17 protein-coding genes are annotated in these 21,418 nt (G+C 43.3%); 11 read left to right on the top strand and 6 right to left on the bottom strand.

All coding sequences use genetic code 11. From position 1 onward, the window contains the following. Positions 1 to 73 precede the first annotated feature (73 nt). From MAMP_RS02285 to MAMP_RS02270, 4 genes are all read right to left on the bottom strand, one after another. Positions 74 to 3,907, bottom strand: coding sequence for a hypothetical protein (locus tag MAMP_RS02285; RefSeq protein WP_007144358.1), 3,834 nt, complete (start codon positions 3,905 to 3,907; stop codon positions 74 to 76). A 193-nt stretch (positions 3,908 to 4,100) separates the two neighbouring features. After that, positions 4,101 to 5,960, bottom strand: a complete 1,860-nt coding sequence (locus MAMP_RS02280) for a M48 family metalloprotease (RefSeq protein WP_007144357.1) — start codon at positions 5,958 to 5,960, stop codon at positions 4,101 to 4,103. A 96-nt stretch (positions 5,961 to 6,056) separates the two neighbouring features. Further along, complete coding sequence (locus tag MAMP_RS02275; protein WP_007144356.1) at positions 6,057 to 7,166, bottom strand: Fic family protein; 1,110 nt, start codon at positions 7,164 to 7,166, stop codon at positions 6,057 to 6,059. Positions 7,167 to 7,369: 203 nt separating this feature from the next. Beyond that, positions 7,370 to 7,687: an HPF/RaiA family ribosome-associated protein gene (locus tag MAMP_RS02270; RefSeq protein ID WP_007144355.1), complete on the bottom strand. Its 318-nt coding sequence runs from the start codon at positions 7,685 to 7,687 to the stop codon at positions 7,370 to 7,372. A 182-nt stretch (positions 7,688 to 7,869) separates the two neighbouring features. On the opposite strand from MAMP_RS02270, the gene MAMP_RS02265 reads away from it, so the two are divergent. From MAMP_RS02265 to MAMP_RS02225, 10 genes are all read left to right on the top strand, one after another. After that, positions 7,870 to 9,186, top strand: a complete 1,317-nt coding sequence (locus tag MAMP_RS02265; RefSeq protein ID WP_007144354.1) for a PQQ-dependent sugar dehydrogenase — start codon at positions 7,870 to 7,872, stop codon at positions 9,184 to 9,186. A 137-nt stretch (positions 9,187 to 9,323) separates the two neighbouring features. Next, entirely contained in the window at positions 9,324 to 9,965 is a 642-nt protein-coding gene (locus MAMP_RS02260) for a hypothetical protein (RefSeq protein ID WP_007144353.1), read from the top strand. Further along, entirely contained in the window at positions 9,955 to 11,190 is a 1,236-nt protein-coding gene (locus tag MAMP_RS02255; protein ID WP_007144352.1) for a hypothetical protein, read from the top strand. The genes MAMP_RS02260 and MAMP_RS02255 overlap by 11 nt, the downstream gene beginning before the upstream one ends. Positions 11,191 to 11,198: 8 nt before the next feature. Continuing rightward, positions 11,199 to 12,644 (top strand): coiled-coil domain-containing protein, encoded by a 1,446-nt coding sequence (locus MAMP_RS02250; RefSeq protein ID WP_007144351.1) that lies wholly within the window; start codon positions 11,199 to 11,201, stop codon positions 12,642 to 12,644. After that, the gene (locus MAMP_RS02245; protein WP_007144350.1) at positions 12,631 to 14,637 is read left to right on the top strand and encodes an SUMF1/EgtB/PvdO family nonheme iron enzyme; all 2,007 of its coding nucleotides are present in this window, start codon (positions 12,631 to 12,633) and stop codon (positions 14,635 to 14,637) included. Before MAMP_RS02250 ends, MAMP_RS02245 begins: the two co-directional genes overlap by 14 nt. Position 14,638: 1 nt before the next feature. After that, positions 14,639 to 14,779, top strand: a complete 141-nt coding sequence (locus tag MAMP_RS16235; protein ID WP_007144349.1) for a hypothetical protein — start codon at positions 14,639 to 14,641, stop codon at positions 14,777 to 14,779. A 3-nt stretch (positions 14,780 to 14,782) separates the two neighbouring features. Next, a complete protein-coding gene (locus tag MAMP_RS02240) occupies positions 14,783 to 15,562 on the top strand; it encodes a MotA/TolQ/ExbB proton channel family protein (protein WP_007144348.1) in 780 nt (259 codons plus the stop codon). A gap of 6 nt (positions 15,563 to 15,568) precedes the next feature. Beyond that, positions 15,569 to 16,630 carry a vWA domain-containing protein gene (locus MAMP_RS02235; RefSeq protein WP_007144347.1) on the top strand — a complete coding sequence of 354 codons (1,062 nt, stop codon included), beginning with the start codon at positions 15,569 to 15,571 and terminating at the stop codon, positions 16,628 to 16,630. Then, on the top strand, positions 16,627 to 17,580 hold the full coding sequence (locus MAMP_RS02230) for a hypothetical protein (protein WP_007144346.1): 954 nt from the start codon (positions 16,627 to 16,629) through the stop codon (positions 17,578 to 17,580). The genes MAMP_RS02235 and MAMP_RS02230 overlap by 4 nt, the downstream gene beginning before the upstream one ends. A gap of 923 nt (positions 17,581 to 18,503) precedes the next feature. Beyond that, positions 18,504 to 18,908 carry a GFA family protein gene (locus tag MAMP_RS02225; RefSeq protein ID WP_007144345.1) on the top strand — a complete coding sequence of 135 codons (405 nt, stop codon included), beginning with the start codon at positions 18,504 to 18,506 and terminating at the stop codon, positions 18,906 to 18,908. A gap of 53 nt (positions 18,909 to 18,961) precedes the next feature. Here the strand turns inward: MAMP_RS02225 and fliB are convergent, their stop codons facing one another. Beyond that, complete coding sequence (gene fliB, locus MAMP_RS02220) at positions 18,962 to 20,182, bottom strand: flagellin lysine-N-methylase (RefSeq protein ID WP_007144344.1); 1,221 nt, start codon at positions 20,180 to 20,182, stop codon at positions 18,962 to 18,964. Positions 20,183 to 20,498: 316 nt separating this feature from the next. Here fliB and MAMP_RS02215 point away from each other — a divergent pair, with 316 nt between their 5' ends. Next, the gene (locus tag MAMP_RS02215) at positions 20,499 to 20,846 is read left to right on the top strand and encodes a hypothetical protein (protein WP_007144343.1); all 348 of its coding nucleotides are present in this window, start codon (positions 20,499 to 20,501) and stop codon (positions 20,844 to 20,846) included. A gap of 5 nt (positions 20,847 to 20,851) precedes the next feature. Here MAMP_RS02215 and MAMP_RS02210 read toward each other — a convergent pair whose 3' ends face one another. Then, a complete protein-coding gene (locus MAMP_RS02210) occupies positions 20,852 to 21,412 on the bottom strand; it encodes a PqiC family protein (protein WP_007144342.1) in 561 nt (186 codons plus the stop codon). Positions 21,413 to 21,418: the final 6 nt, after the last annotated feature.

The following is a 21,418-nucleotide window of genomic DNA, read 5'->3' as shown; positions in this document are numbered from 1 at the left end:
GCACAGTGTGTGATTTTAAATTGGGATCGGGGTTGCTCAATAACATCAGACTGATGTGCGGCTTGATATTTCCTTACTCGAAAGTTTCATGTTCACGTTTATTGTCTCTTGCCTCACGCTCTCTTTCTTTAGCAATTTCTTTTTGTATTTGAAGAGCATATTTTTTTGCAAAATTAGCTACTTCACTATTTGAGTGGTTAAAAAGGTCATCAAATAAGTAAGCTCTTTTTGCAACTATGTCTGCTCTAGAACCACTCCATGATGTCGGCCATAATGAAAGCCACATATCCTCAAATAATTTGTCATATTCATTTATGTTTTCAATTATCCAGAGGACAAAAGGTCGCCATTCATGTTTTTCGGAATTTTCTTTTGTCTTAGATAGTGGAGCCGATTGAGTTAGAGCAGGCCAACGGTTTTCTAGATCACCTTTTAGCCATTCAGTAATGACTGAATCATCTAAAAATGCCAGAGGACTTTGTCGTCTGGCACTTGTGAGTGTATAAGATGTGACGATACCATCCTCATTCATGAATTTATTCAAGAACAATTCAGGTTGCAGCTTAGCTAATACACTAAAAAACTTTTCAAACTCATATGAGTTTCGCCAATAGTCTTTAAATGCATTAACAATATTATCGAAGATGGCAATGATGTAATTATCTGGTTCGTCGTTTAGACATGCCTTTGCGACTTCGGATAATCTGTAATCACCTATATGATCATGAGTATTTTTAACAAAAGAATATTGCGATAAAACTTTACGAGCAAAAGATAATAATGCCTTGGGATGCTCTCTTTTTTCTTCTTTATTGCTGAAAATCCTCATATGGAGTATTTCAAGGCAGACAATATTTCCATTTTCTTTGGAGTTAACTTTTTCGAGTAAGTCTAATAAATTTGCATCATTAATGTTCTCATGTGCTCCCCCCCAAGCAAGCTGTTTGTATTGAAAAATATCCGCTTTGTTTACATCTAAAGCTAGGTAAAGTCGAGTAAGTCCTTTTTCATCTAGAGGGAAAGCAATTTGGAACGTAGGAAACCATTCTCCTAACTCTTCATCACTAACCATTTGATCTAAAGCTTCGTCAAAAAATGTAGGTGAAGAGAGTCTATATCCACCTAAAAAACCAATTAAGAAGCTGATATGCCGCTTATCTTTAGGTAACTCTATATAACTCTTGTATAGTTTTTGCCAAACTTTATCTGGGGAATTGGTACTTTGTGCCAGCCCTTCAGCTAAAAAACCAACAGTATTTAAATTCGAACATAATAGTTCAGGTAATAACTCTGTGAATACGGTTTCATCATAACCGATCTGATTGCCTATATTTTCTATAAACTTACTGACACGTTTAGTGCTTGCATCATATGATTTCACTTCATCAAGAGAAGCATCTTCATTCGTATCAAAGTCAAAAAAATCAACATAGTTACCGCGTCGAGGATAAAGAAAAATCCGTGCATGCTCTATAAGTGTTTTAGGCCTTAAGGCATTCTCGAATTCTATAAATTGGGATGTTTTTTCTTCATCAAACCCCTTTAGATCAAAGCGGCGGATTGATTGACTGGCTGACCAGCCTTGGGGCCATGGAGCGGATGCGTTAATTTTTTTAGCTGCTTCTATTAAGAGAGTGTTCACACCAGCGTTAATCCACAGAGATCTTAATTGGGATGCTAAGCATTTTCGGACCTCTGTAGATATAGCCATGCCAGGTTCAGAAAACTCTATGCATAAATTTATATAGTGTTCAAACCAGAGAAATACGTCTTTATTTGTTTTTGGCTGATAACCAAAATCTCTTGAATGAGCACCGAAACTGAATTCGTAGTGCGAACTAAAGTGCCCAGACTCTAGGGCAGCACTTAACAACTCAACCCCTAGGGTTTGTTCATTTTCATTACTTGATACTAAGAGGCTTCGAATTATGTTACTCCGCTCTTCTGCTATTGCATGTGTTCCAGACAGATAAATGTAAAATAGTGATTTAAATAAGTCTCTAATCGAATTATTATTTTCACCTGGTTTTTCAGTGATTGCATATTTGCAGAGTAGTTCTGAGCAACGTTGAAAAAGCATGCGGTCATAAGCAATTAAACGAATTAATTTTGTAAAATCTCTACTGTGTTTATGCTCTCGACTTGTGAATTTATAGCCGTTATCGCTATGAGCAGCATGCTCAAAAAGTGCTAGTGTTTTTTGGGGTGATACGGGAGCAATATTTTTGAGTATCTCAAGACCTAGTGGATTTAGGTTGGTTACATGTTTTCCTATCCAGCCTTCAGGTTCTAGCCATTCATCTACAATGTTTTTGGCTGTTTCACAGTCATGTAGATAACCCAGGCGGCGACTAAAGGATTTGAGCAATCTTTCTGAACCGCAAGTTAAAAATTTATTGGTGAGCGGGCTTTTAGGAATTTGAGATATTGCTTTTATAGCTAACCTATTGGCAATCGCATGAGGTAACACCGCTCGCCACTTGCTGCGAGATTGAACTAGGTCGCGTTCTTTTAAAATAGTAACGGCTCTATATAATTCGTTGGCTGTTTTATTGAAGAATGAACCTAAAATAGATAGTTCTGACTTATTTGGGTCAATATCTTCACCATCAAATGAATACACTAGAGATAGTGCATACGCAGATGTCATTAATTCCTCATTTGGATGGTTTCGTTGATGAAAAAGTCGTTCAAACAAAGCTTCTTGCTTTAATTCTGATATGTTTTCACTTTTTCCAACTGTATTCGCTATAGCAATCGCTATACGGGCATTCCCTCCAGAAAAATTTGCAATGCTTCTCGCATTGACTTGTCCTATGTGAGGATAGCGTTGTTCTATCAGATTTGATATGAGTTCATCACTTGATGGTTCAAGCCTAAAAACATATGTTTCTTCCGGGAGGTGTTCTCTTACATCATATTCCACAGTCATGAGACTGAGCTTGCTTTCAGGGCGCTTACAGATTAGCGTAAGCTTGTCATGCAGCTCTTTTGAGCAATTGTCTACAATCAGGGTGGCATTATCACCTCTAGCGATAAGTTGTTCGGTAAATTGGATAGGTTCAGGGGTTGGTGAATCTGAAATGTCTGTATAGAGCACATTTGCCTGATTAAGTGCATGAGTACCGATCCTTTCATCAAACAGCGCCTGAGCCAGTCTTGTTTTTCCTACCCCAGACAGACCTGTTAACCTTACGGATGAATGTGGATGAGAGAGCTTTTCTCGAAGATGGTTAAGCCCCTCTATGACGGATGAGTTATCGCTTTTGGATGATGTGCCATCATGAAGCCGTAAATTGTCATCAAATAGGTATTCATCTTCAACACCATTGGGTGAGTTCGCCCAATTACCATATGGTTGCCAGCCCGAAAATGGTTTTCCAATTTTGTTTCGTACCCACAAAATCAGTGCTGGATGATTTCTCACCCAGCTAGCGACTCGGCTTCTATCATAGAAATCAATGAATAACTTATCTTTATCAGCTTCCCCTTTTAATGCTTCTAGCATGGCTGCTTTACGGCTTTGCAATGTGGAATCTGTTGTGGAATCTCCTGAGCTGATAATTAAATATGCCCCTTCTTTTGTGATAAGAGACTTAATAACATCTCTCAATCTTCCATTAGGCTTCATTTCTTTTAGAATTGCAGCTCTGGGCATTTTCGGCTTTTTAACCTGAATGCCAACAGATGGACAGGAGATATAGCTGTTTTGTGGAGCAACATCACTTTCAATCACAACATCAAGCCCGCCATCACTTGCATCTTGATGCCCACCATATGTGATTCCTGAAGTGGATAAGCCTGCTAAGCTATATTCCGCTTCACAGAGTAAACCGATTAAGTTTCTTAAATCAGCATCGTTAAGTGATGCAATGTCATCGCCAGTAATTTGAATTAAATTGTCCATCCTGCAGATTCATTCCTATGTGTGCATGGTCGTTAAGGAGTATCTAGGATCAGAGTAAAAAATAGCCTAATTTTTTCACTGTTGGGACTCTCAACCAGAAAAATAGATCTTGTTCTTACTGAAACACGAATCAAGGGGTCAGCCAACTTGATAATTAAACCAGAATAAAACTGATGTCCCCTTGACTCCTCTTTTAAAGTATCCGCTTTCCAATCGCCTTAATCTTCTTGCCAAATTCTTTCGAATCACCTTTGAGGCACACAACAAAAATGGGGAAATCCAAATTTAAAGCGTTTGCTAATTTCTGTGCTGCGTTATCTGTACGAGTAAAGATGCCCTTTGGTGAAAAGGCAATAATATAAACCGGTACAGTCGTATCCAGCTTTAAGACTTTTTCGGCTAACCAGACTGAACCAACATTTTTCTGAGACTTTAATCGCTTCTTCAGATTAGCAAGTGTTTCATCGCCAATTTCTGGCCACTTAAAGTGATCATCGATGGAGATATTTTCTCGCTCTTCATACACTTCTTGATGAAATTTATATGCATCGGCTGCGTCTTGCCACCACTTTTCAGCTTTGTCCTGCTCGCCGAGTTCTATGAGAAAGTTGTAACCTAAATTAGCCACTTCCGTTAATAAGTTTGGACTTCTAAAGGCCACTCTTAATTGTGAAAGACCCTCTGGACGATTGTTATTGAGCAAGTATTTACCAACATAATAAGCGGCACCAATACTGTCAGGATGTCTTTTTTGATAAAGGCTAAACAGAGAATAGGCCGCTTCAGCATCTTCAAACTCGTTCGTGTAGCTGGCGTATTCCCATAACTCATCATCGGTTAACTCATCAGGCTGTTTTGATTTGAAATCGACAATTGATGCTCTGGCATTTTGTACATAGTCATAGCGATTTTTCCAACCCTGACGATTATCCTCATACCACTTTTTATCGAAGTGAGTTAACACCGCTTGATAACGATCGCCCAACCAAACTTCAGCGGCATTACGTTTAACTGGCTCGGGTATAACAAATTCACTGGTCAAGGATCTCACACGGTCATTCAGGCTTGGATGGGTGTCTGAATAATGCGTTTTAACCTCTAATTCTTTTTCAATACGCTTTACAAATTCATCTCGTGCAATTGGGCTATGTTTTAAAAAATTAGCCAAATCTTTAAATGGAGTCTTCGGTGGGCTAGCGCTATCATCAGCGCTTTTGATCAATTTACTCCAGTAATCCTGCTCAATATAAGGCGCGGAAACATAAACATTAACTAAGGCTTTTGCAGCCGTTTCTGGTGATGTCAGCTCAGCTGAAATGTCATCTGCCTCGTATTCATTATTACGAGCAAGTGCAAATGAATAGGCGGAAAACTTTGGTGCATACCAATCAAAAAACGATCGCATCATTGAGGCACCAAATGAATCCGTATTTTCATACGAATTCATGATGCGGCTCCAGGTAATACGAACCCGATAAATCCAGCCTGAAAAACGACTATGATTACCTGATAAATGGCCAAACTCATGAGCAAGCACTGCACGCATCTCTGTGGGGGATAAAGCCAGTAACAGGGGAAGGCCTAAAATCAAGGTATTCTGCTGACCACCAAAAATGCCGTATTTAGGGCTTTGTACTACAGCCGCATTTAACTCATCCGTGACTAATACTTGATGAATTTTTAATGACTTCAACGATCGAGTTAACTGATCTATCTCGCTAAAAAGCGCTGGATACGAATTCTTTTCTAAGCGATAACCCGTAGGCGGTTCAAACTTCACCCACAACGCTTTAAGAAAAACCCAGATTGCCGCGAGAATCATAAAGATGAGTTTCTTCTTAAGTAATAGTAAGAAAATACTACTACTCAACAGCGCGATGCCAACCGTGCCGCCCACCAAAATAATCAACACAAACAGCACTGAAAAAATAACGACATAACCAAGCAATGCAAATAATGCTAATTGAAGCTTGTACTTACCCGGGCTCTTGAATGAATCTCGCTCAGCTTTTTGTACCAACTCAATAAACTGCTCTTCACTAAGACGTCCCATTTATCTAATTCCTTTTAGTTAATCATGTCGCGATTTTTGAATACTACAACAAAGCCAAGAATCAAGGGATCGTAATTTCTTTAATAGCACACCCCACTAATCTATCTCAGCTGTTAGCCTATAACTCGTACTCCGTCCACCGCCTGGGTTTTGTATAAAGAGTTGTCGCGTAACTAAATCTTGAATATCGCGTAATGCCGTGTCGTTTGAGCACTTAGCTAACTTGGCATATTTAGAGGTATTCATGTGTCCCTCAAAATCATCTTCAAGCATACGATTGATAATACGGCGCTGTCGTTCATTAACCGGGTTTTGGTTAACTCTATCCCATAATCTGGCTTTGAATAACACATTACTTAGCGTTTCATCTGCATTGGTAATAGCTCGGCCCAAACAATCTAAAAACCAGCTTAGCCATTCTGTGATATCAGGTGTTGCTCGTTGCTGTTTTTCAAGATGTGCGTAGTACTGTTTTCGTTCACTCTCAATTTGATTAGACAGACTATAAAACCGCTCGGGCATCTTATCTGCTCTCGCTAATGCCATATCGGCAATCGCTCGAGCAATTCGGCCATTGCCATCTTCAAAAGGGTGAATAGTCACAAACCAGAGATGAGCAATGCCAGCTTTTATAACGGGGTCGATATCAGCTTTACTCTCAAACCACTTTATAAACGTACCCATTTCTGCATTCACTTTTTCAGCGGCTGGCGCTTCAAAATGAATTTTTTCTTTTCCGATTGGACCTGAGACGACTTGCATAGGATCATTCTCAACTAAGCGCCAGTCGCCCACTGTGATGTGGTGCATACCGCTTCGCCCAGTCGGGAAAAGTGCGGCGTGCCAATCAAACAAACGTACTGTTGTTAAAGGTTTGGAGAAGCGTTGTGTCGCATCCAGCATCATTTCGACGATGCCCTCGACATCACGACTAGCTGGAATCAAACCGCCAATATCCATACCCAAGCGACGAGCAATGGAGGAACGTACTTCATCAGGATTTAGAGTATGACCCTCAATGGCTGAGGATTTCACCACATCATTAGTTAATGTTCTGAGGCTGGCTTCTCTTCTCAAGTCAAAGCCGATCGCTTCCATTCTGCCAAGTAAGCGGCCCTGCTGATGACGAATATCAGCTAGCTTAGCGGCCAGGATGTTTACATTCCACGAAAAGTCAGGCCAGTTCTTGTGTTGGTATATCCACATATTAATCACCGCAAATTATGCAGTGATAATAATCTTTATTCACCGCAAAAACAAATTATTTACCGCATTTTATGCGGTGATTAATCACGTTATTCACCGCAGATAAATAAATACTCGCTCACAAGAGATCCATGGGAATCAGAATAAAAAAGGCCAAACAAATCAAATTGTTTGGCCTTTTATGATGGATAGAAAATACGTTCTTAGTGTGATTTCATGCGTTCAATCGTGGTGGTGAGTACACGTTTGATTTTATCGGTGGCTCCGGTAAATGCTTGTTTGACAGAGGCGGCATCATGGGTGACCACATTGGGTTGATGACCTTCTATCCGAGCTTCAATCAGGCAGCGAATATCATCGGCTCCGCCACGGTTTTCACTGTTTTGATCGCTTAGGTGGACTTCGATGCGGGTGACGTGTTCATCGAAGCGTTTAAGAGCGTGTTGTAATTCCTCACGAATCGAATCAGTGAGCGTATCGTCACCTGGAATATGACGATCGGTATTTACCTGAATTTGCATGTTATCTCCTTGAAAGGTGAATAAACCGCTTTTTATGACAATGTGAATTATTAAAGAATTCCAAGGTCATTTTTTATTGACGATCACGTTGATCCATTTCAAGTAATCATCCTTTAACCCAAAGCAAGTCATTGGTAAGGTCAATATTGTTAGACTCAAATATTCATTCAAAGGAGCACACTATGCAGCACCTTTATAAAAACAGCGCCGCGATCAGTATTATCGCCCTTAGCCTGAGTGGCTGTGGCGATACATCTAAAATTGCATCACAAGCGGATTTTGGACCTGATCCTGTTTTAGTGGCACCCGAAACATCGCTTATCCCCACCCTAAATATTGCTCCCGCTGAGGGCTGGCCGATTGATGCCAAACCCACTGCTGCTGAAGGACTTATGGTCAATCGGTTTGCTGTGGATTTAGATCATCCTCGGTGGTTGTATGTCTTGCCCAACGGCGATGTATTAGTAGCTGAATCAAATGCACCAAAGAGTGAAAGTACAGATTGGAGTATTAGGTCCTGGATTACAGGTATGGTATTAGAAGATGCCGGTGCGGCAGTACCCAGTGCCGATAGAATTACCTTACTTCGTGACAACGATAATGATGGTGTCGCTGAAACACGGCATGTGTTTTTAGATAATCTACATTCTCCCTTTGGTATGGAACTGATTGGCAATGACTTTTATGTCGCCAATGCTGATGAGATTGTGCGATTCCCTTATAAAGAAGGACAGACTCAAATCACCGCTAAGCCAGAGCATGTGACAGATTTACCGGGAGGACCGATTAACCACCATTGGACCAAGAATATTATTGCAAATAAAGATGGCACAAAGCTTTATGCCACTGTGGGTTCAAACAGTAATGTCGGTGAAAACGGCATAGAAGCAGAAGAAAATCGTGCAGCCATTCTGGAAGTGAACCTGCAAACCGGTGAAAAACGTATATTTGCCTCAGGTTTACGCAACCCTAATGGACTGGCTTGGCAGCCACAGACCGGCGAGCTTTGGACCACGGTCAATGAACGTGACGAAATCGGTAGTGATCTGGTGCCGGATTATATGACCTCAGTGAAAGACGGTGCATTCTATGGCTGGCCTTATAGTTACTACGGACAACACGTAGATACCCGAGTGCAACCGCAACGACCTGAGTTAGTGAAAAAAGCTATCAAACCCGATTATGCATTGGGCGCTCATACTGCATCATTGGGCCTGACGTTTTATGAAGCAGATTTGCTGGCAGAGAAATATCATCATGGCGCGTTTATTGGTCAGCACGGTTCGTGGAACAGAAAACCATTAAGCGGTTATAAAGTGATTTTTGTACCGTTTAAGAATGGTAAGCCTGATGGCCTTCCTCAGGAAGTCTTAACCGGATTTGTCAATGAGGATGGTGATGCAAGAGGACGTCCGGTCGGTGTTGTGGTCGATAAAATGGGTGGCTTATTGGTGGCTGATGATGTCGGCAACACGATATGGCGTGTTAGCCCCGAATAACACTTAAGTCACTCACTGCTTGTAGCATTTTATTATCAGCTGAAGCACAGGTCAGGAAAGATCTGTGCTTTTTGCTGTCTTATCGTTTTAAGATAGCTATCATTAATCAATGAATATCTCGGGAGCGTTTTTCAACGATGAGAAAAAAGCCTATCTCTGTCTTTTTATTACTCACCATTGCGTCGGGTTCTATGCTCTATTCCGGGCTGAGTCAGGCGGATGAATCCGCAAGCAATACAACGGATTGTAAAAATGTGAGTGTGGATTATCTGGATAATCCCGCGTTGACCCGAGCAGAAAAACTGGCCCGTATGGAACAGGCGCTGAGTGATTCTCTCAATCGCTTTGAGTTATGTAATATCTCCATCTCATCCAATTCATCCTCAGCTAATAGTGGTAATGGCTCAGGTGCTGGCGCTGGCTCCGGTTCAGGTGGCGGCGGTGGTGACACCGGCAATGGAAGTTTAGCAGGTGGTGCCAGTGGTACCGAATCAGTAGCCAGTGACATGATGCAAGGCACAGAACAAGCGCCTTCTAACGAAGCTATGGCAGCGGCATCAGATACACAAGAATCAACTGAATCGGGTTCAGGTAAGATATCTGCCTCAGGCAGTGTCGCTGAGAATGGTAAGATTCCGGAAGATATTCCACCAGCGGATAATGATGATGCCATTGCTGCTCAGATCCGTGTCGCCGCCGAGGCAGAAACCGACCCAGAGATACGCAAAAAGCTCTGGGATGAATACAGAAAATATAAGGGTATGAACGTTGAACATTGATCGTTTTAGAAAACCATCCAAGTTTCTGGTCTACCTGCTGGTCATGCTGCATGTGCTGACGGGCTGTGCTACTACATCCGGATCAGGTGTGAATGTCGGACCGCGATCGTCTTCAAGCTTTAGTGAAGATATGTCGAAAACGGCTTACAGCGGCCCAAAAATGGACGTGGTTATTCCAGTGTTCTCACCCGGTCTTTCTGACAAAGCGGCCAATTATGAAAAAGAAGGTGTATGGCCGGAACTGCGTCGGGCTGAAGCAAATCGTTTCGCCTATAAACTTAAAAAAGCGCTCGATGATACTGGCAAGTTTGGTGCGGTTCGAGTCACACCTGATAAAACCGCTTCAGGTGATCTATATGTTTTAGGCAATATTGTTGAATCAAATGGCCTGGAAGTGGAATTTGATATGCAAGTGGTCGATGCCAGTGGCAAACAGTGGCTGGATGACAATATCGACTACGAGGTGGGAGATGGCTTTTACAAAAATCCCAGAAATACCGATAAGGATCCTTATGATCCGGCATTTGATAAAGCAGCGGCTGATATCGTCAAAGCCTTACTGAAACAAAAACCATCGGACTTAAGCACGGTAAAACACATTGCTGATTTACGCTTCGGTGCCAGCTTTAACGACAAAGCCTTTGATGAATATATGGATACCAGCTCCACGCCAATTAAACTTAAAGGCATGCCGAGTGAAGCGGATCCGCTTTATGAACGAGTGAAAGCGATTCGCGTTAAAGAACAATTATTTGTTGATAACCTGCAACCTAACTACGCCGCTTTTTCACAGAAAATGGATGACAGTTATCTGACCTGGCAAAAAGCCAGTGCGACAGAACTGAAACTTCAACAAGAAGCACAGAATAAAAGTCTGATGAAAATTGTGGGTGGCGCCTTATTAATTGCTGCGGCGGTGGCGGTAGGTTCAAATGGCAGCCGTTATGACAATAACTTGGGCAGGGATATGGTCACTATCGCCGGAGGGATTGGCGGTGCGGTGTTAATTACCAGTGGTATTACTTCGCGTGAAGAAGCCAAATTCCATCAGGATGCGATCAATGAGCTGGGCCAGTCACTGGATTTGGAAATGTCACCTCAAGTGATTGAGTTTGAAAATCAAAGCACCAAGTTGACCGGTAATATGGAACAGCAGTTTCAGCAATGGCGTGCCTTCATGGCACGTATGTATGAGCTTGAATCGACACCTGATAAAGCGCTTTAAACGCCGCCATGATCAACGAAGAAATACGCAGAGCCAAGCAGGCGAAACAACAGCGCCTGCTCATTGGCGTGATTATCGTGCTCTCACTTATTCTGGTAACAGGGCTAGTGTTGTTCAGCCTTAATAATGTTCGATTTAACAGTACACCATCAACTGAAGAAACACTGTCAGACACACAACCCGTACCACAAAAAGTCGAAGAACCGAAAAACGAAGAAGATATTGCTGCATTACGCCAAGCCTATCTGGATGCGTTTTCTTTTTATGAAAATACACTGAAACCGCAGCTGGAAAAAATCGATATTGATAGCTGGGATAAAACCCTCGCCGAGACCATAAAAAACCAGGAAAAAACCGCCGTTGATACCTTTGGCACCGGGCAATATGCCAAAGCGAAACAAGCCATTGATACGCTGACGCAAACCGCTGAGAAAACCCTGGCTGACAGCGAAGCGGCTTTTGAAAAAGCCATGCAGGAGGCGCAAAAGGCATATGACAATTATGATTATCAAACCGCCCGTCTGGCGATAGATAACGCGCTGATTCAAAAGGCAGATTCAGCAGATGCTCAGGCCTTGGCCAAAAAAATAGAAAACATCCCGCAAATAGTTGAGCTGAATGAAGCGATTCGTGTCGCTAAAAATGAAAACAATCCGAATAAAGAGCTGTCTCTGATTGAAGAATTACTGAAAATCGAACCCGATCGAGAAGAGATGAAACAGCGCGCCCAGGTGCTGCGCACACAGCTGGCCGAGTCACGTTTTAACCAGGCCATATCTCAAGCGTATCAAGCGATTGAACAGCAGCTGGTTGAAAAAGCCAGACAGGCACTGAGTCAGGCAGAAAAAATTTACCCTTCCCGACCTGAAAATAAAGAAGTGAAATCGGCATTAGCTCAACTGGAGTCACAATTGCGTTTCAACCAGCATATTGTCGCGGCTGAGAAGGCACAACAAGCCGATAACTGGGAAACTGCCAAACAGGAATTAAGCGCTGCCCTAAAAGAACGGCCAGCCAATAAAGACCTTATCGACCGCTTAAATCAGGCCAAACGGATTGTGGAGATCGACCAAAATATTCAGGGCTTATTGCAAAACCCTTATCGTCTAAGTAATCCAGCGGTAAAAGCTACGGCTGATATCAATGTGATTCAGGCCGAGTCTTTTGGTGCTCAGAGTCCATCTCTGGCGAAATCGGCTCAACACTTGAAGTCCACCATCAATGCCGTGAATACCCCGGTGAACGTGAATGTGATTTCCGATGGTAAAACCTTCGTCTCCGTTCGCGGGGTGGGGAAAGTGGGCGAAACGACAGGTAAAACGATTCAGCTCAAACCTGGCACCTACTCTTTTGAAGGCAAACGCGAGGGTTATCGCTCCAAGCTGATTGAGGTGCAGATCCCTTTGAACCGTAGCGATTATCAAGTCACCGTGATTGCCGATGAGCGAATTTAATCAGGCCATTGAGGCTGCTAAACGTCGACAGCGGCGTATGCTGTTATGGCTCAGCCTCGGTTTTATCGTTGTTGCCTGCATTGTTTTTGCGACACTCATTGCTTCGCGAGCGACACCCATTCAAGTCTTGCCTGAAGCCATCAGCACTGAAGCGAAGCTGAGCACCAACAGTGGCATCGCTCTGATACTGGATCATCATTTATATAGTTTGTCTGACACCGCTGAGGTAGAAGCCTCTGCGCCTGGCTACCAAACAGCAACACAGCTGATTTCTCAATCCGGCTTTGGCAAAGTAACACAAATCACCTTGCAGCCCTTACCTGCTGAAGTCATATTGAAAACCGGGTTGGAAGACAATAAAACCCGCTGGTATATCAATGACAAACTCACGACCGTGGCCAATACGTTTGAACAATCATTTGAGAATGGTGACTACACCATCAAGGCCAGTCACCCTTTTTATGAGCCTGTTACCCGGCAATATAGCTTAGCGCCCGCGCAGAAGATTGAAGAAACACTTAACTTAACCCCCATCATGGGTGAGTTATCACTGAGCAGCACACCCGCTCAGGCAGATGTTTCTATCGATGGAAAAGCACAGGGGCATACGCCTTTAACCTTATCCCTGCCCGGCGGCCCACATCAGCTCGACATCACTAAATCGGGGTTTGAGACCGTCACTGATTCTGTCGAGATCAATCAGACAAGCACACAGATAAACAGGCAATATCGACTGCAGGCAGAGCGTGCAAAGGTCAATCTCACCGCGTTACCTGAGGGCGGCACACTGACCGTCAATGGTATTGATACGCCATTACAAAATGTCATCAAAGTGGACGCCAATCAAAACAACGTACTGACTTACAAAAAACCAGGCTATTTCTCCCAGTCCAAGCGGGTTAATCTTAAGCAGGGCGAAACTAGCGAACTGCAGTTCAACTTAGAAAAAGAAATGGGCAAGGTGGTGATAGAGTCCACGCCCCAAGCGAATATCACCATTAATAATAAGCCTGTTGGACAAACGCCATTAAGCTTAACGCTGGATGCACTGCCACAGACTATCGGCTTTAGTCTGGACGGCTACCGAGCTGAAATTCGCACGATAACACCGACAGCAAAATCGACCAGCAGCGTCTCAGTGAATTTACTGACTGAAAAACAAGCCCGGCTGCAAGAAGCCCCCAGAAGCTATAAAACCCGTGCCGGCGGCGAGATGATGTTATTCACACCAAACGACACCATCATTATGGGCGCTGAACGCAGTGAGCCGGGACAACGGGCCAATGAGTTTATCCGCAAAGTCACCATTAACCGCCCATTTTATGCTGGGGTGCATGAAGTGACGAATGCTGCCTATGCCCAATTTGATAAAAGCCACAAAGGTAATCCGAACTTGCCGGTCACATCCGTGACCTGGTTAGATGCTGTACGTTACGCCAACTGGTTGAGTCAGCTTGAAGGCCTAACAGTGGTGTATAAGATCAATGGTAATCAGGTCACGCAAATCAATGATCAAGCTGATGGTTATCGATTACTGACCGAGGCCGAGTGGGAATGGTTAGCCAGAAAAGCCGGCCGCCCGGTTCAAACACTGTTTGTCTGGGGTAATGACAAAACCATTCCCCCTAAAGCAGTGAATATAGCGGATGAATCAGCTAAAGGCTCGGTGACACATTATGTGCCACGTTATAACGACGGTTATGCTGGCATGGCACCGGTGATGTCGATGAACAGAGAGTTATCAGGTTTATTTGATTTGGGCGGCAATGTCAGTGAATGGACACATGATAATTACTCACTTACTGTACCTAAACCGGGGCTTGTTTATACTCAGACGCTGGATAAATCAGCCGGTGATGAGCATGTTGTGAAAGGCGCTAACTGGCGTTCAGGCACACTCTCAAAATTAAGGGCGTCGTATCGGGATGGCGCCAGTCAGGGCCGCGATGACTTAGGTTTCCGGCTCGGACGTTATGTTTACGGAGGTCATTAATATGGCAACACTTAAAAAATCGTTGGTGATTGTATTATCCATTGCCCTGTTTCTGCTGGCGTTGATGATGGTGAAAAACGTTTATGCCGGCAAACCTATTATTAGTTTGAACTCTCCTGTTTCCTTTCCCGTGGATATCTAAACCATGAAAGATATGCTGAAAAGTTTTGCGGCATTACTGATTTCTATCGTTGTCGTGCATTTGTTTTACATTGGTTATGTTCGCCCAGAAGCAGCACAACTGATTGAGTTTGCCGTCAGTCAGGGACAAACTGCACCGCGCGATATTGCCGTGATTATCAAAGATTACGAGCAGGAAATCTGTTTTATTCTGATGCTGTGGGGCTGTTATCTGATCCTCAGTGCCTACCGAAATATTCTCAAAACCAAGTATTTGTTCAGCGTGGATCTGATTAAAGATGCCCATTCACAAGCTGAGGATACTGATGCAAAACATACTCTGGATGTGAATGCGATTATTCATCGGCTGGATACTGAAATCCCAGCGGACTGTATGCAATCACCGCTGGTGCGGACTTTACGCTCTTCTCTTTGGCGCTACAGCTCAACCAATAATGTGCAAAACCTGTCGGATGCGATCGAAAGCAACCTGGAAGCGTTAGCCGTCAAACAAGATTCTGAAAATACCATGATTCGTTATTTGATCTGGGCGATTCCTTCGATTGGTTTTATCGGTACCGTTCGCGGTATCGGTCAGGCTTTATCTCAGGCGGATAAAGCACTCGCAGGTGACATCTCGGGGATGACGGACAGTCTCGGTATTGCTTTTAACTCCACCTTAGTCGCCTTGCTGATCAGTATCTTTTTAATGTTTTTATTCCATCAGTTACAACGCCTGCAAGACAGCCAAATCGTCGATACGCAGGATTATTGTGATAAGTTTTTGCTTCGTCGCATTCGGTGATTTTCGTTGGCCCGTAAAAACCGACAAGCTGAAGGATTAAACCTCGCCTTTCTGGATATTATGTCCTGCGGTTTGGGCGCGGTGATTCTGGTTTTTATGCTGGTTAAACAGAATATTGAGTCATCGCCCTCAGAAACGGAGAACCTGAAAAAAGATATCAGCAGTCTGGAACAAGCGCGTGATGACGCCCAGAAAGGCTTGGATGAACTCACCTCGCAACTGAAAAAAGAGAATATCGACCTGTCCGCTTTAAGCCAGAGCCTGCAACAACAGCGAGCCGATCTCAACGATAAAAGCAGTGAAATTCAAACAGCACAGTCCAATCTCGACCAACTCAAGAAAAGTATTACCGAGATCAAAGTGCCGAAAAAAGAAGATCTGCTAGAAACACAGCAGGTCAACGAAGAAAACTATCTGCTCGGTCTGAAAATGGAAGGCAGTAAGATTGCGATCTTAGTCGATGTCAGTGCCTCGATGACCAATGAAAAACTGCTCGACATCATCAAAACCAAAAGTAGCTCTGATCAGGCAAAAGTCTCAGCCGCTAAATGGCAACGCACCAAGCGCGTGGTCGCCTGGCTATTAGCACGTGCGCCGAAAAACAGTCAGATTGCCGTTATCGCCTTTAGTGAAGACACTAAGCAGCTAGGCGGCACCGGCTGGATGTCCGCCAGCAGTGCCAGCGTGTCCGGCATTATGAGCAGTTTGAATCAAGTTATTCCTACCGGCGCGACGAATCTGCAGAAAGGGTTAAACACCGTTAACAAACTGTCACCCAGCGATATCTATGTCATCACCGATGGTTTGCCCACCAAAGGCGAATCCAACTATAAGAGTCTGAATCCGTTTTCTGGCTGTAGCTCCCTGACCAGTAATGCCAAAACCATTTCCGGTGAGTGTCGAAAACGGCTGTTCCGCCAGAGTATTAACGAAAGTGGTCTGACCCAGGCGAAAAAGAATGTGATCCTGCTGCCATTGGAAGGTGATCCGGAAGCAGCTTATGAGTATTGGGCCTGGGCATCCAGCTCGGATGGTTTATTAATCAGCCCGGCGAGTAACTGGCCATGAAGCATCGCGATAAAGGCATCGACATTTTCAGCCTGTCGTTTCTGGATATTATTTCCTGCGGCTTTGGTGCGGTGGTGATGCTGATTCTGATCTCCAAAACCGATGTCGACGCGGCACCCACTGCTGGCACAGAAGATGTCAGTGCGATGCTCTCGCAGTTAGTCACACTGCAAAATTCGGTCAGTCAGATTCAACAGGAAATGAATCAAAAACTTGAGGTTCTGTCGTCAATTTCTGAACAAAAACAATCAGCCGCTGCTGCCTCAAAAGCACTGCAGCAGCAATTAAAAGCATTAAATCAAAAACAAGCCGCCACGGCAGAAAGCATTGCTGGGCTGGGTTTAGTGGAAGAGCGTTTAAAACAAGCCTCATTAAAAACACCGCAAAAGCCCAATAAAACCCGCGATGAAGATGTCGGCGGGATTCCTGTTGATAGTGACTATGTGGTGTTTATCGTTGATACCTCAGGCAGTATGAAAAACATCTGGGGCAAAGTGTCTCAGGAAATCGTCAATGTGCTGAATATTCACCCACAAGTGAAAGGTTTTCAAATCCTTAATGATATGGGGCAGTCGCTGATTTCCGGCTACGATGGTCAATGGATGCCGGACACGCCAGCCAGACGAAAAAGCGTGATCGAATTGTTTAAAAAGTGGAATGCGGTCTCTAACTCAAGTCCGGTAGAAGGCTTAACCGCCGCTTTAAGAAAATATGCCAAGGCCAATATCACCACATCCATTTATGTGTTTGGTGATGATTACACCGGCTCCAGTTACGACCCAGTCATTGATGCCATTACTCAGCAAAACAAAAAGCTGCCCTCCGGCAGAAGGCTGGCAAAAATTCATGCCATTGGTTTTATCTCACCCGGTACAACCGACCGTTTCAGCGTGCTCATGCGTGAAATGACCAAACAAAATGATGGCACGTTTATCGCCCTGCCTCGTTGATGATTGAATCAAAGCAATCAACGCTTTGTAGCTTGGGCAGAGTGCCAGTTTCGCCTTAGGATATGCTTGCTCATTTTAAATGTAGGTTGGGTTGAACCTGTGAAACCCAACAAATGTTTTCTAGCTTAAGTTAGAGCATTGCCTCAAACACTATTCTATTTTTCACTTCACACGCTGCCGCTGGGGCGTTCATTTATTTTGTTTGCCCAAAATAAACGAACCAAACAAAAGGGCACCCGATATTGCCTTACATCTAAAAATTAACTTCATTTTATGGCGTGGACACCAACTCGCTACGCTCAAACACGTGCCCACTTAACCCATAAAATGAAGCCAATTTTTAGCGGCAATAGACGGGAAAATGGGGCTTTTTCTAATCCCCCGTTTGTGCTGATGAGGAATGACATTTATTCAGGTCTGAGGGAGGCTAGTGTTTGATTCGTGGCATCCATGCCACTCACCCTTTGGGCGCCATCGGCGTCCAAATTTGTTCCAGACAAATTTGTGAGCGTAGCGAGTTTTAGCCGACCGCCTGAATCAATGTTATGACGAGTGAAGCCGCAGGCCAGCACTGCGGGGTGCCCTAGGGTTGTTAGGGAAATGGGCAAACATTTCCCTGACTCGCCATTAAGGCGAAACTAGATTTTCAAAAAAGCTAGAGCTTAAGTTGAAGAACGTGATTCGATTAAATGAACGCCCAAGCGGCAGCGTGTGAAGTAGATAATTATCCATTAGATTGAATTTAAGCACGACCCCAGACAAGCATAGCTCAAACAAGCTTATCCGATAATGTCTATCCCATCGTTGGGTTTCGCTAGGGCTCTACCCAACCTACTTCACTACTTCACTCTCCCTAATGGTAGAGTGAGAAATATCAGCATGTGGTTGAAACAAAACGTGTCAGAAAAAACGAAGGAAAAGCTATGACGGAACATCAAGGCGCATGTTTATGTGGCAAAGTGACCTTTGAAATCAAAGGCGACTTTGAACATTTTTATCTCTGCCATTGCAGCCACTGTCGAAAAGATACGGGCTCAGCACATGCTTCCAATCTGTTCTCTCAATCCGCCAAACTGATCTGGCTGTCGGGGGAAGAAAACATCCGTACATACACCTTACCAGGCACCCGCCATACAAAAAGCTTTTGCAAAAACTGTGGTTCAGCCTTACCGCAGACACAAATGAACGACAGTTTATTAGTCGTACCTGCCGGTTGTTTAGACAGCAGCATAACTATTCAACCTGACGCTCATATTTTTATGAACAGCAAAGCTGAATGGGACAACACAGTAGATCAATTACCTCAATTTGAGCAGGGCCCAAGATAACATCCCTAGGTTGAGTTGAAACATGAAACCCAACAAACAGACCAACAATTAGATCATGGCTTAAGCAAAAGCATCATTGCGCCCAAAGAATTAAACTTCAAATCTTTTAATTTTTCTAACAACGAGGGTAGGTATTTAGTGTTGTGCGAGATAAACCGCTCATAGCTTTGTATTAATTGCAGAACATGGGCTGTATCAATATTCTGATGATAACTGGCTATTCCTATCAAAGTCGTTTGAATATTGGTAAAGCAGGTAATCAATCTAAGGTAACTATCAAATAAACCATGTTGGCTTGATACAGGGAAATCAGAATGGAACAAGTGAGAGATTAAGTAATTTTCCAGAAAATAGCCGCGTTCATGTAAAAACTGCTGATAATATTTTTCGTCCGCAATTTGATACTTCTCGAGTATCTTATCTACATCAAACTCATTGTAGTTAATATCCAAGCCCTCATTTAACCAGTCCAGGCATTCTGCCAAACGAGGATTAGCCGCTCTTGGATAATCTGTAAGCAACATCGTAAGAGAATATTCGAGCTTCAGGCGTGGATTTGAGTCGAATTGTCGATATGGTTTTAATAGTTCGTCTGGGTAGTCAAGCGCCTCAATGAACTCAACGATGGTCTGATTCATCAAAATATAGCTGTTTGTTTTTGAACCCGCATCAAGTTTATCTATGAAGAAACCTAAGAGAAATAAACGTTCATCCAGGGTGATTTGCCGCATTTGTATGATGTGGAATGAGACGGTCCTTATCGCTTCATAGGTTTCCTGGGCATTAGCTGGTAGATGTGCGCCTATTTTTAATTCAATTGATTGTAGTCTTTGGCCGTGAACACTAGCCATATCAATATCAATTAGTTGTACAGGGGCTTCAGGTAAAATAGCCAGGCGTGTGACTTCAGGGCAAGCTAAGCTTAGAGCTGAGTGTGACTGATTAAAAACTTTCGTTGGTCTGCGGGGAAAGACTGTGCAGGTATCGGACAAGTATGTTTCACCACATTTTTTATAAATATTACATAACTTGTCTTCATTCAGAAAAGGACAAGAACCATCATCATGTAGCTTGATCTTATACTCTGCGCCGGTGACCTTTTGTCTGTCTGGGCCGATATTATTAAGCACTTCTTTCCGGAATTTTTGATCTGAAATATTTTTATATTTTCGATATGTTTTTTTATCGATACTGACTTGCCAGCCGCTACAACAGGTATCCTCGCAATCAGAACCAATACACTCGAATTTATCGTAATAATCCAGAACCTTCATAAGGTAACCCCAAAAATAAATGCTACTAATTTGTACTGTACAGACTCATTTGAAAATATAAAACTTTAAGTCGCACCAAACACAGCTAATGGAATCGTCTCTGATAGTACCAATCTATACATTTCTATAGTGACTATTCATCTCATTCTTCAGAAACAGTTCGTAGGTGAGCTTGCAGTATAGGGCCTTGATAAAATGACTCCCTCTAAAATACAAAACATCGTTGGGTTGAAGCATAAAACCCAACATCAGACTGGAACAATTTAGATTGCGCACAAGTCATTATCTATAATCAATCTAACTCGATGAGGTCATGATGAAAGTCCACGCTCTTTTTCTTGCTGTTGTTAGCCTTTTCTTTACTTCACTTGTAAATGCTGAAGAGCAGAATTATCAGCAGTGCCTGTTCAACCCTGCTAATGAAACAGCGGCTGAGAAGGCGGGACAATCCACAGCAGTATTTTGTGCATCACGCCATTTTGATACGGCACCAACGGCTTTTCAGGCACAAGTGTTAAACCAGGATATCGAAGGGTTTAAACAACGTGATCCAAAGTTCAAAGCCTTTTACGACGGTATTCGTCAGCATAGTTCAAACGATATCTATACCGATCGGCAAATCATTTTGATGTTTATTGATAAACGCGAAGTGAATAAGGACTAACTGATTTAAGGTAATTGTTTCGCTATCTCAGCCGCTAAATTATCCAGATTTGTGGCTAAGGCTCGGATCAGCACCGGATAACCTTCTGCTGGCAGGTCTTGAGTCAGGCTGAATCGCTGTGTTTTGAGTGTTTCTCCAGCGGTATTCATCAATTGCCAATGACCACTGGTCACCGCTTTGCCATCGAAGCGTCCCTGAAATTGGTCAAATTCCAGCTGCAACTGATAGGTGCTTTGCTTGGCAAATGACGGCAGGTTCACAATCCGATAAGTTGACTGTGCCGCCTGTAGTCGGTCCCGTAAAGCGCGGCTCAATTGATCTGTTAACGGCTCAGCCCATTGATGGTATTGAGCAGAATGAATGGTGATGTCATCCAGTTGTAAAACGACCCCATTGTTGCTGAGAAAGTCAGCCAGAATAATCGGTTTAATAAAAACCGTTTTATCAGACACTACCGGCTCTGACGCCTGAGTCACAGGCAGAGTATAGAAATTTGTCTGCGTCACAGGCTGGCTGGCACAGGCGGTCAGCAATATGAATAACATCCCAATAAAAAATCGTTTCACAACAGA

Origin of the sequence: Methylophaga thalassica MP, from assembly GCF_000214595.1 — a bacterium.
Taxonomy (GTDB): domain Bacteria; phylum Pseudomonadota; class Gammaproteobacteria; order Nitrosococcales; family Methylophagaceae; genus Methylophaga; species Methylophaga thalassica.
This window is presented reverse-complemented; position numbering and strand designations above follow the sequence as displayed.

Excerpts from the sequence above, each read along its gene's own strand:
- fliB (WP_007144344.1), bottom strand. The coding sequence starts at position 20,182 with ATGAAGGTTCTGGATTATTACGATAAATTCGAGTGTATTGGTTCTGAT.
- MAMP_RS02270 (WP_007144355.1), bottom strand. The coding sequence starts at position 7,687 with ATGCAAATTCAGGTAAATACCGATCGTCATATTCCAGGTGACGATACG.
- MAMP_RS02280 (WP_007144357.1), bottom strand. The coding sequence starts at position 5,960 with ATGGGACGTCTTAGTGAAGAGCAGTTTATTGAGTTGGTACAAAAAGCT.
- MAMP_RS02260 (WP_007144353.1), top strand. The coding sequence starts at position 9,324 with ATGAGAAAAAAGCCTATCTCTGTCTTTTTATTACTCACCATTGCGTCG.
- MAMP_RS02265 (WP_007144354.1), top strand. The coding sequence starts at position 7,870 with ATGCAGCACCTTTATAAAAACAGCGCCGCGATCAGTATTATCGCCCTT.
- MAMP_RS02285 (WP_007144358.1), bottom strand. The coding sequence starts at position 3,907 with ATGGACAATTTAATTCAAATTACTGGCGATGACATTGCATCACTTAAC.
- MAMP_RS02225 (WP_007144345.1), top strand. The coding sequence starts at position 18,504 with ATGACGGAACATCAAGGCGCATGTTTATGTGGCAAAGTGACCTTTGAA.
- MAMP_RS02240 (WP_007144348.1), top strand. The coding sequence starts at position 14,783 with ATGAAAGATATGCTGAAAAGTTTTGCGGCATTACTGATTTCTATCGTT.
- MAMP_RS02250 (WP_007144351.1), top strand. The coding sequence starts at position 11,199 with ATGATCAACGAAGAAATACGCAGAGCCAAGCAGGCGAAACAACAGCGC.
- MAMP_RS02230 (WP_007144346.1), top strand. The coding sequence starts at position 16,627 with ATGAAGCATCGCGATAAAGGCATCGACATTTTCAGCCTGTCGTTTCTG.
- MAMP_RS02245 (WP_007144350.1), top strand. The coding sequence starts at position 12,631 with ATGAGCGAATTTAATCAGGCCATTGAGGCTGCTAAACGTCGACAGCGG.
- MAMP_RS16235 (WP_007144349.1), top strand. The coding sequence starts at position 14,639 with ATGGCAACACTTAAAAAATCGTTGGTGATTGTATTATCCATTGCCCTG.
- MAMP_RS02275 (WP_007144356.1), bottom strand. The coding sequence starts at position 7,166 with ATGTGGATATACCAACACAAGAACTGGCCTGACTTTTCGTGGAATGTA.
- MAMP_RS02215 (WP_007144343.1), top strand. The coding sequence starts at position 20,499 with ATGAAAGTCCACGCTCTTTTTCTTGCTGTTGTTAGCCTTTTCTTTACT.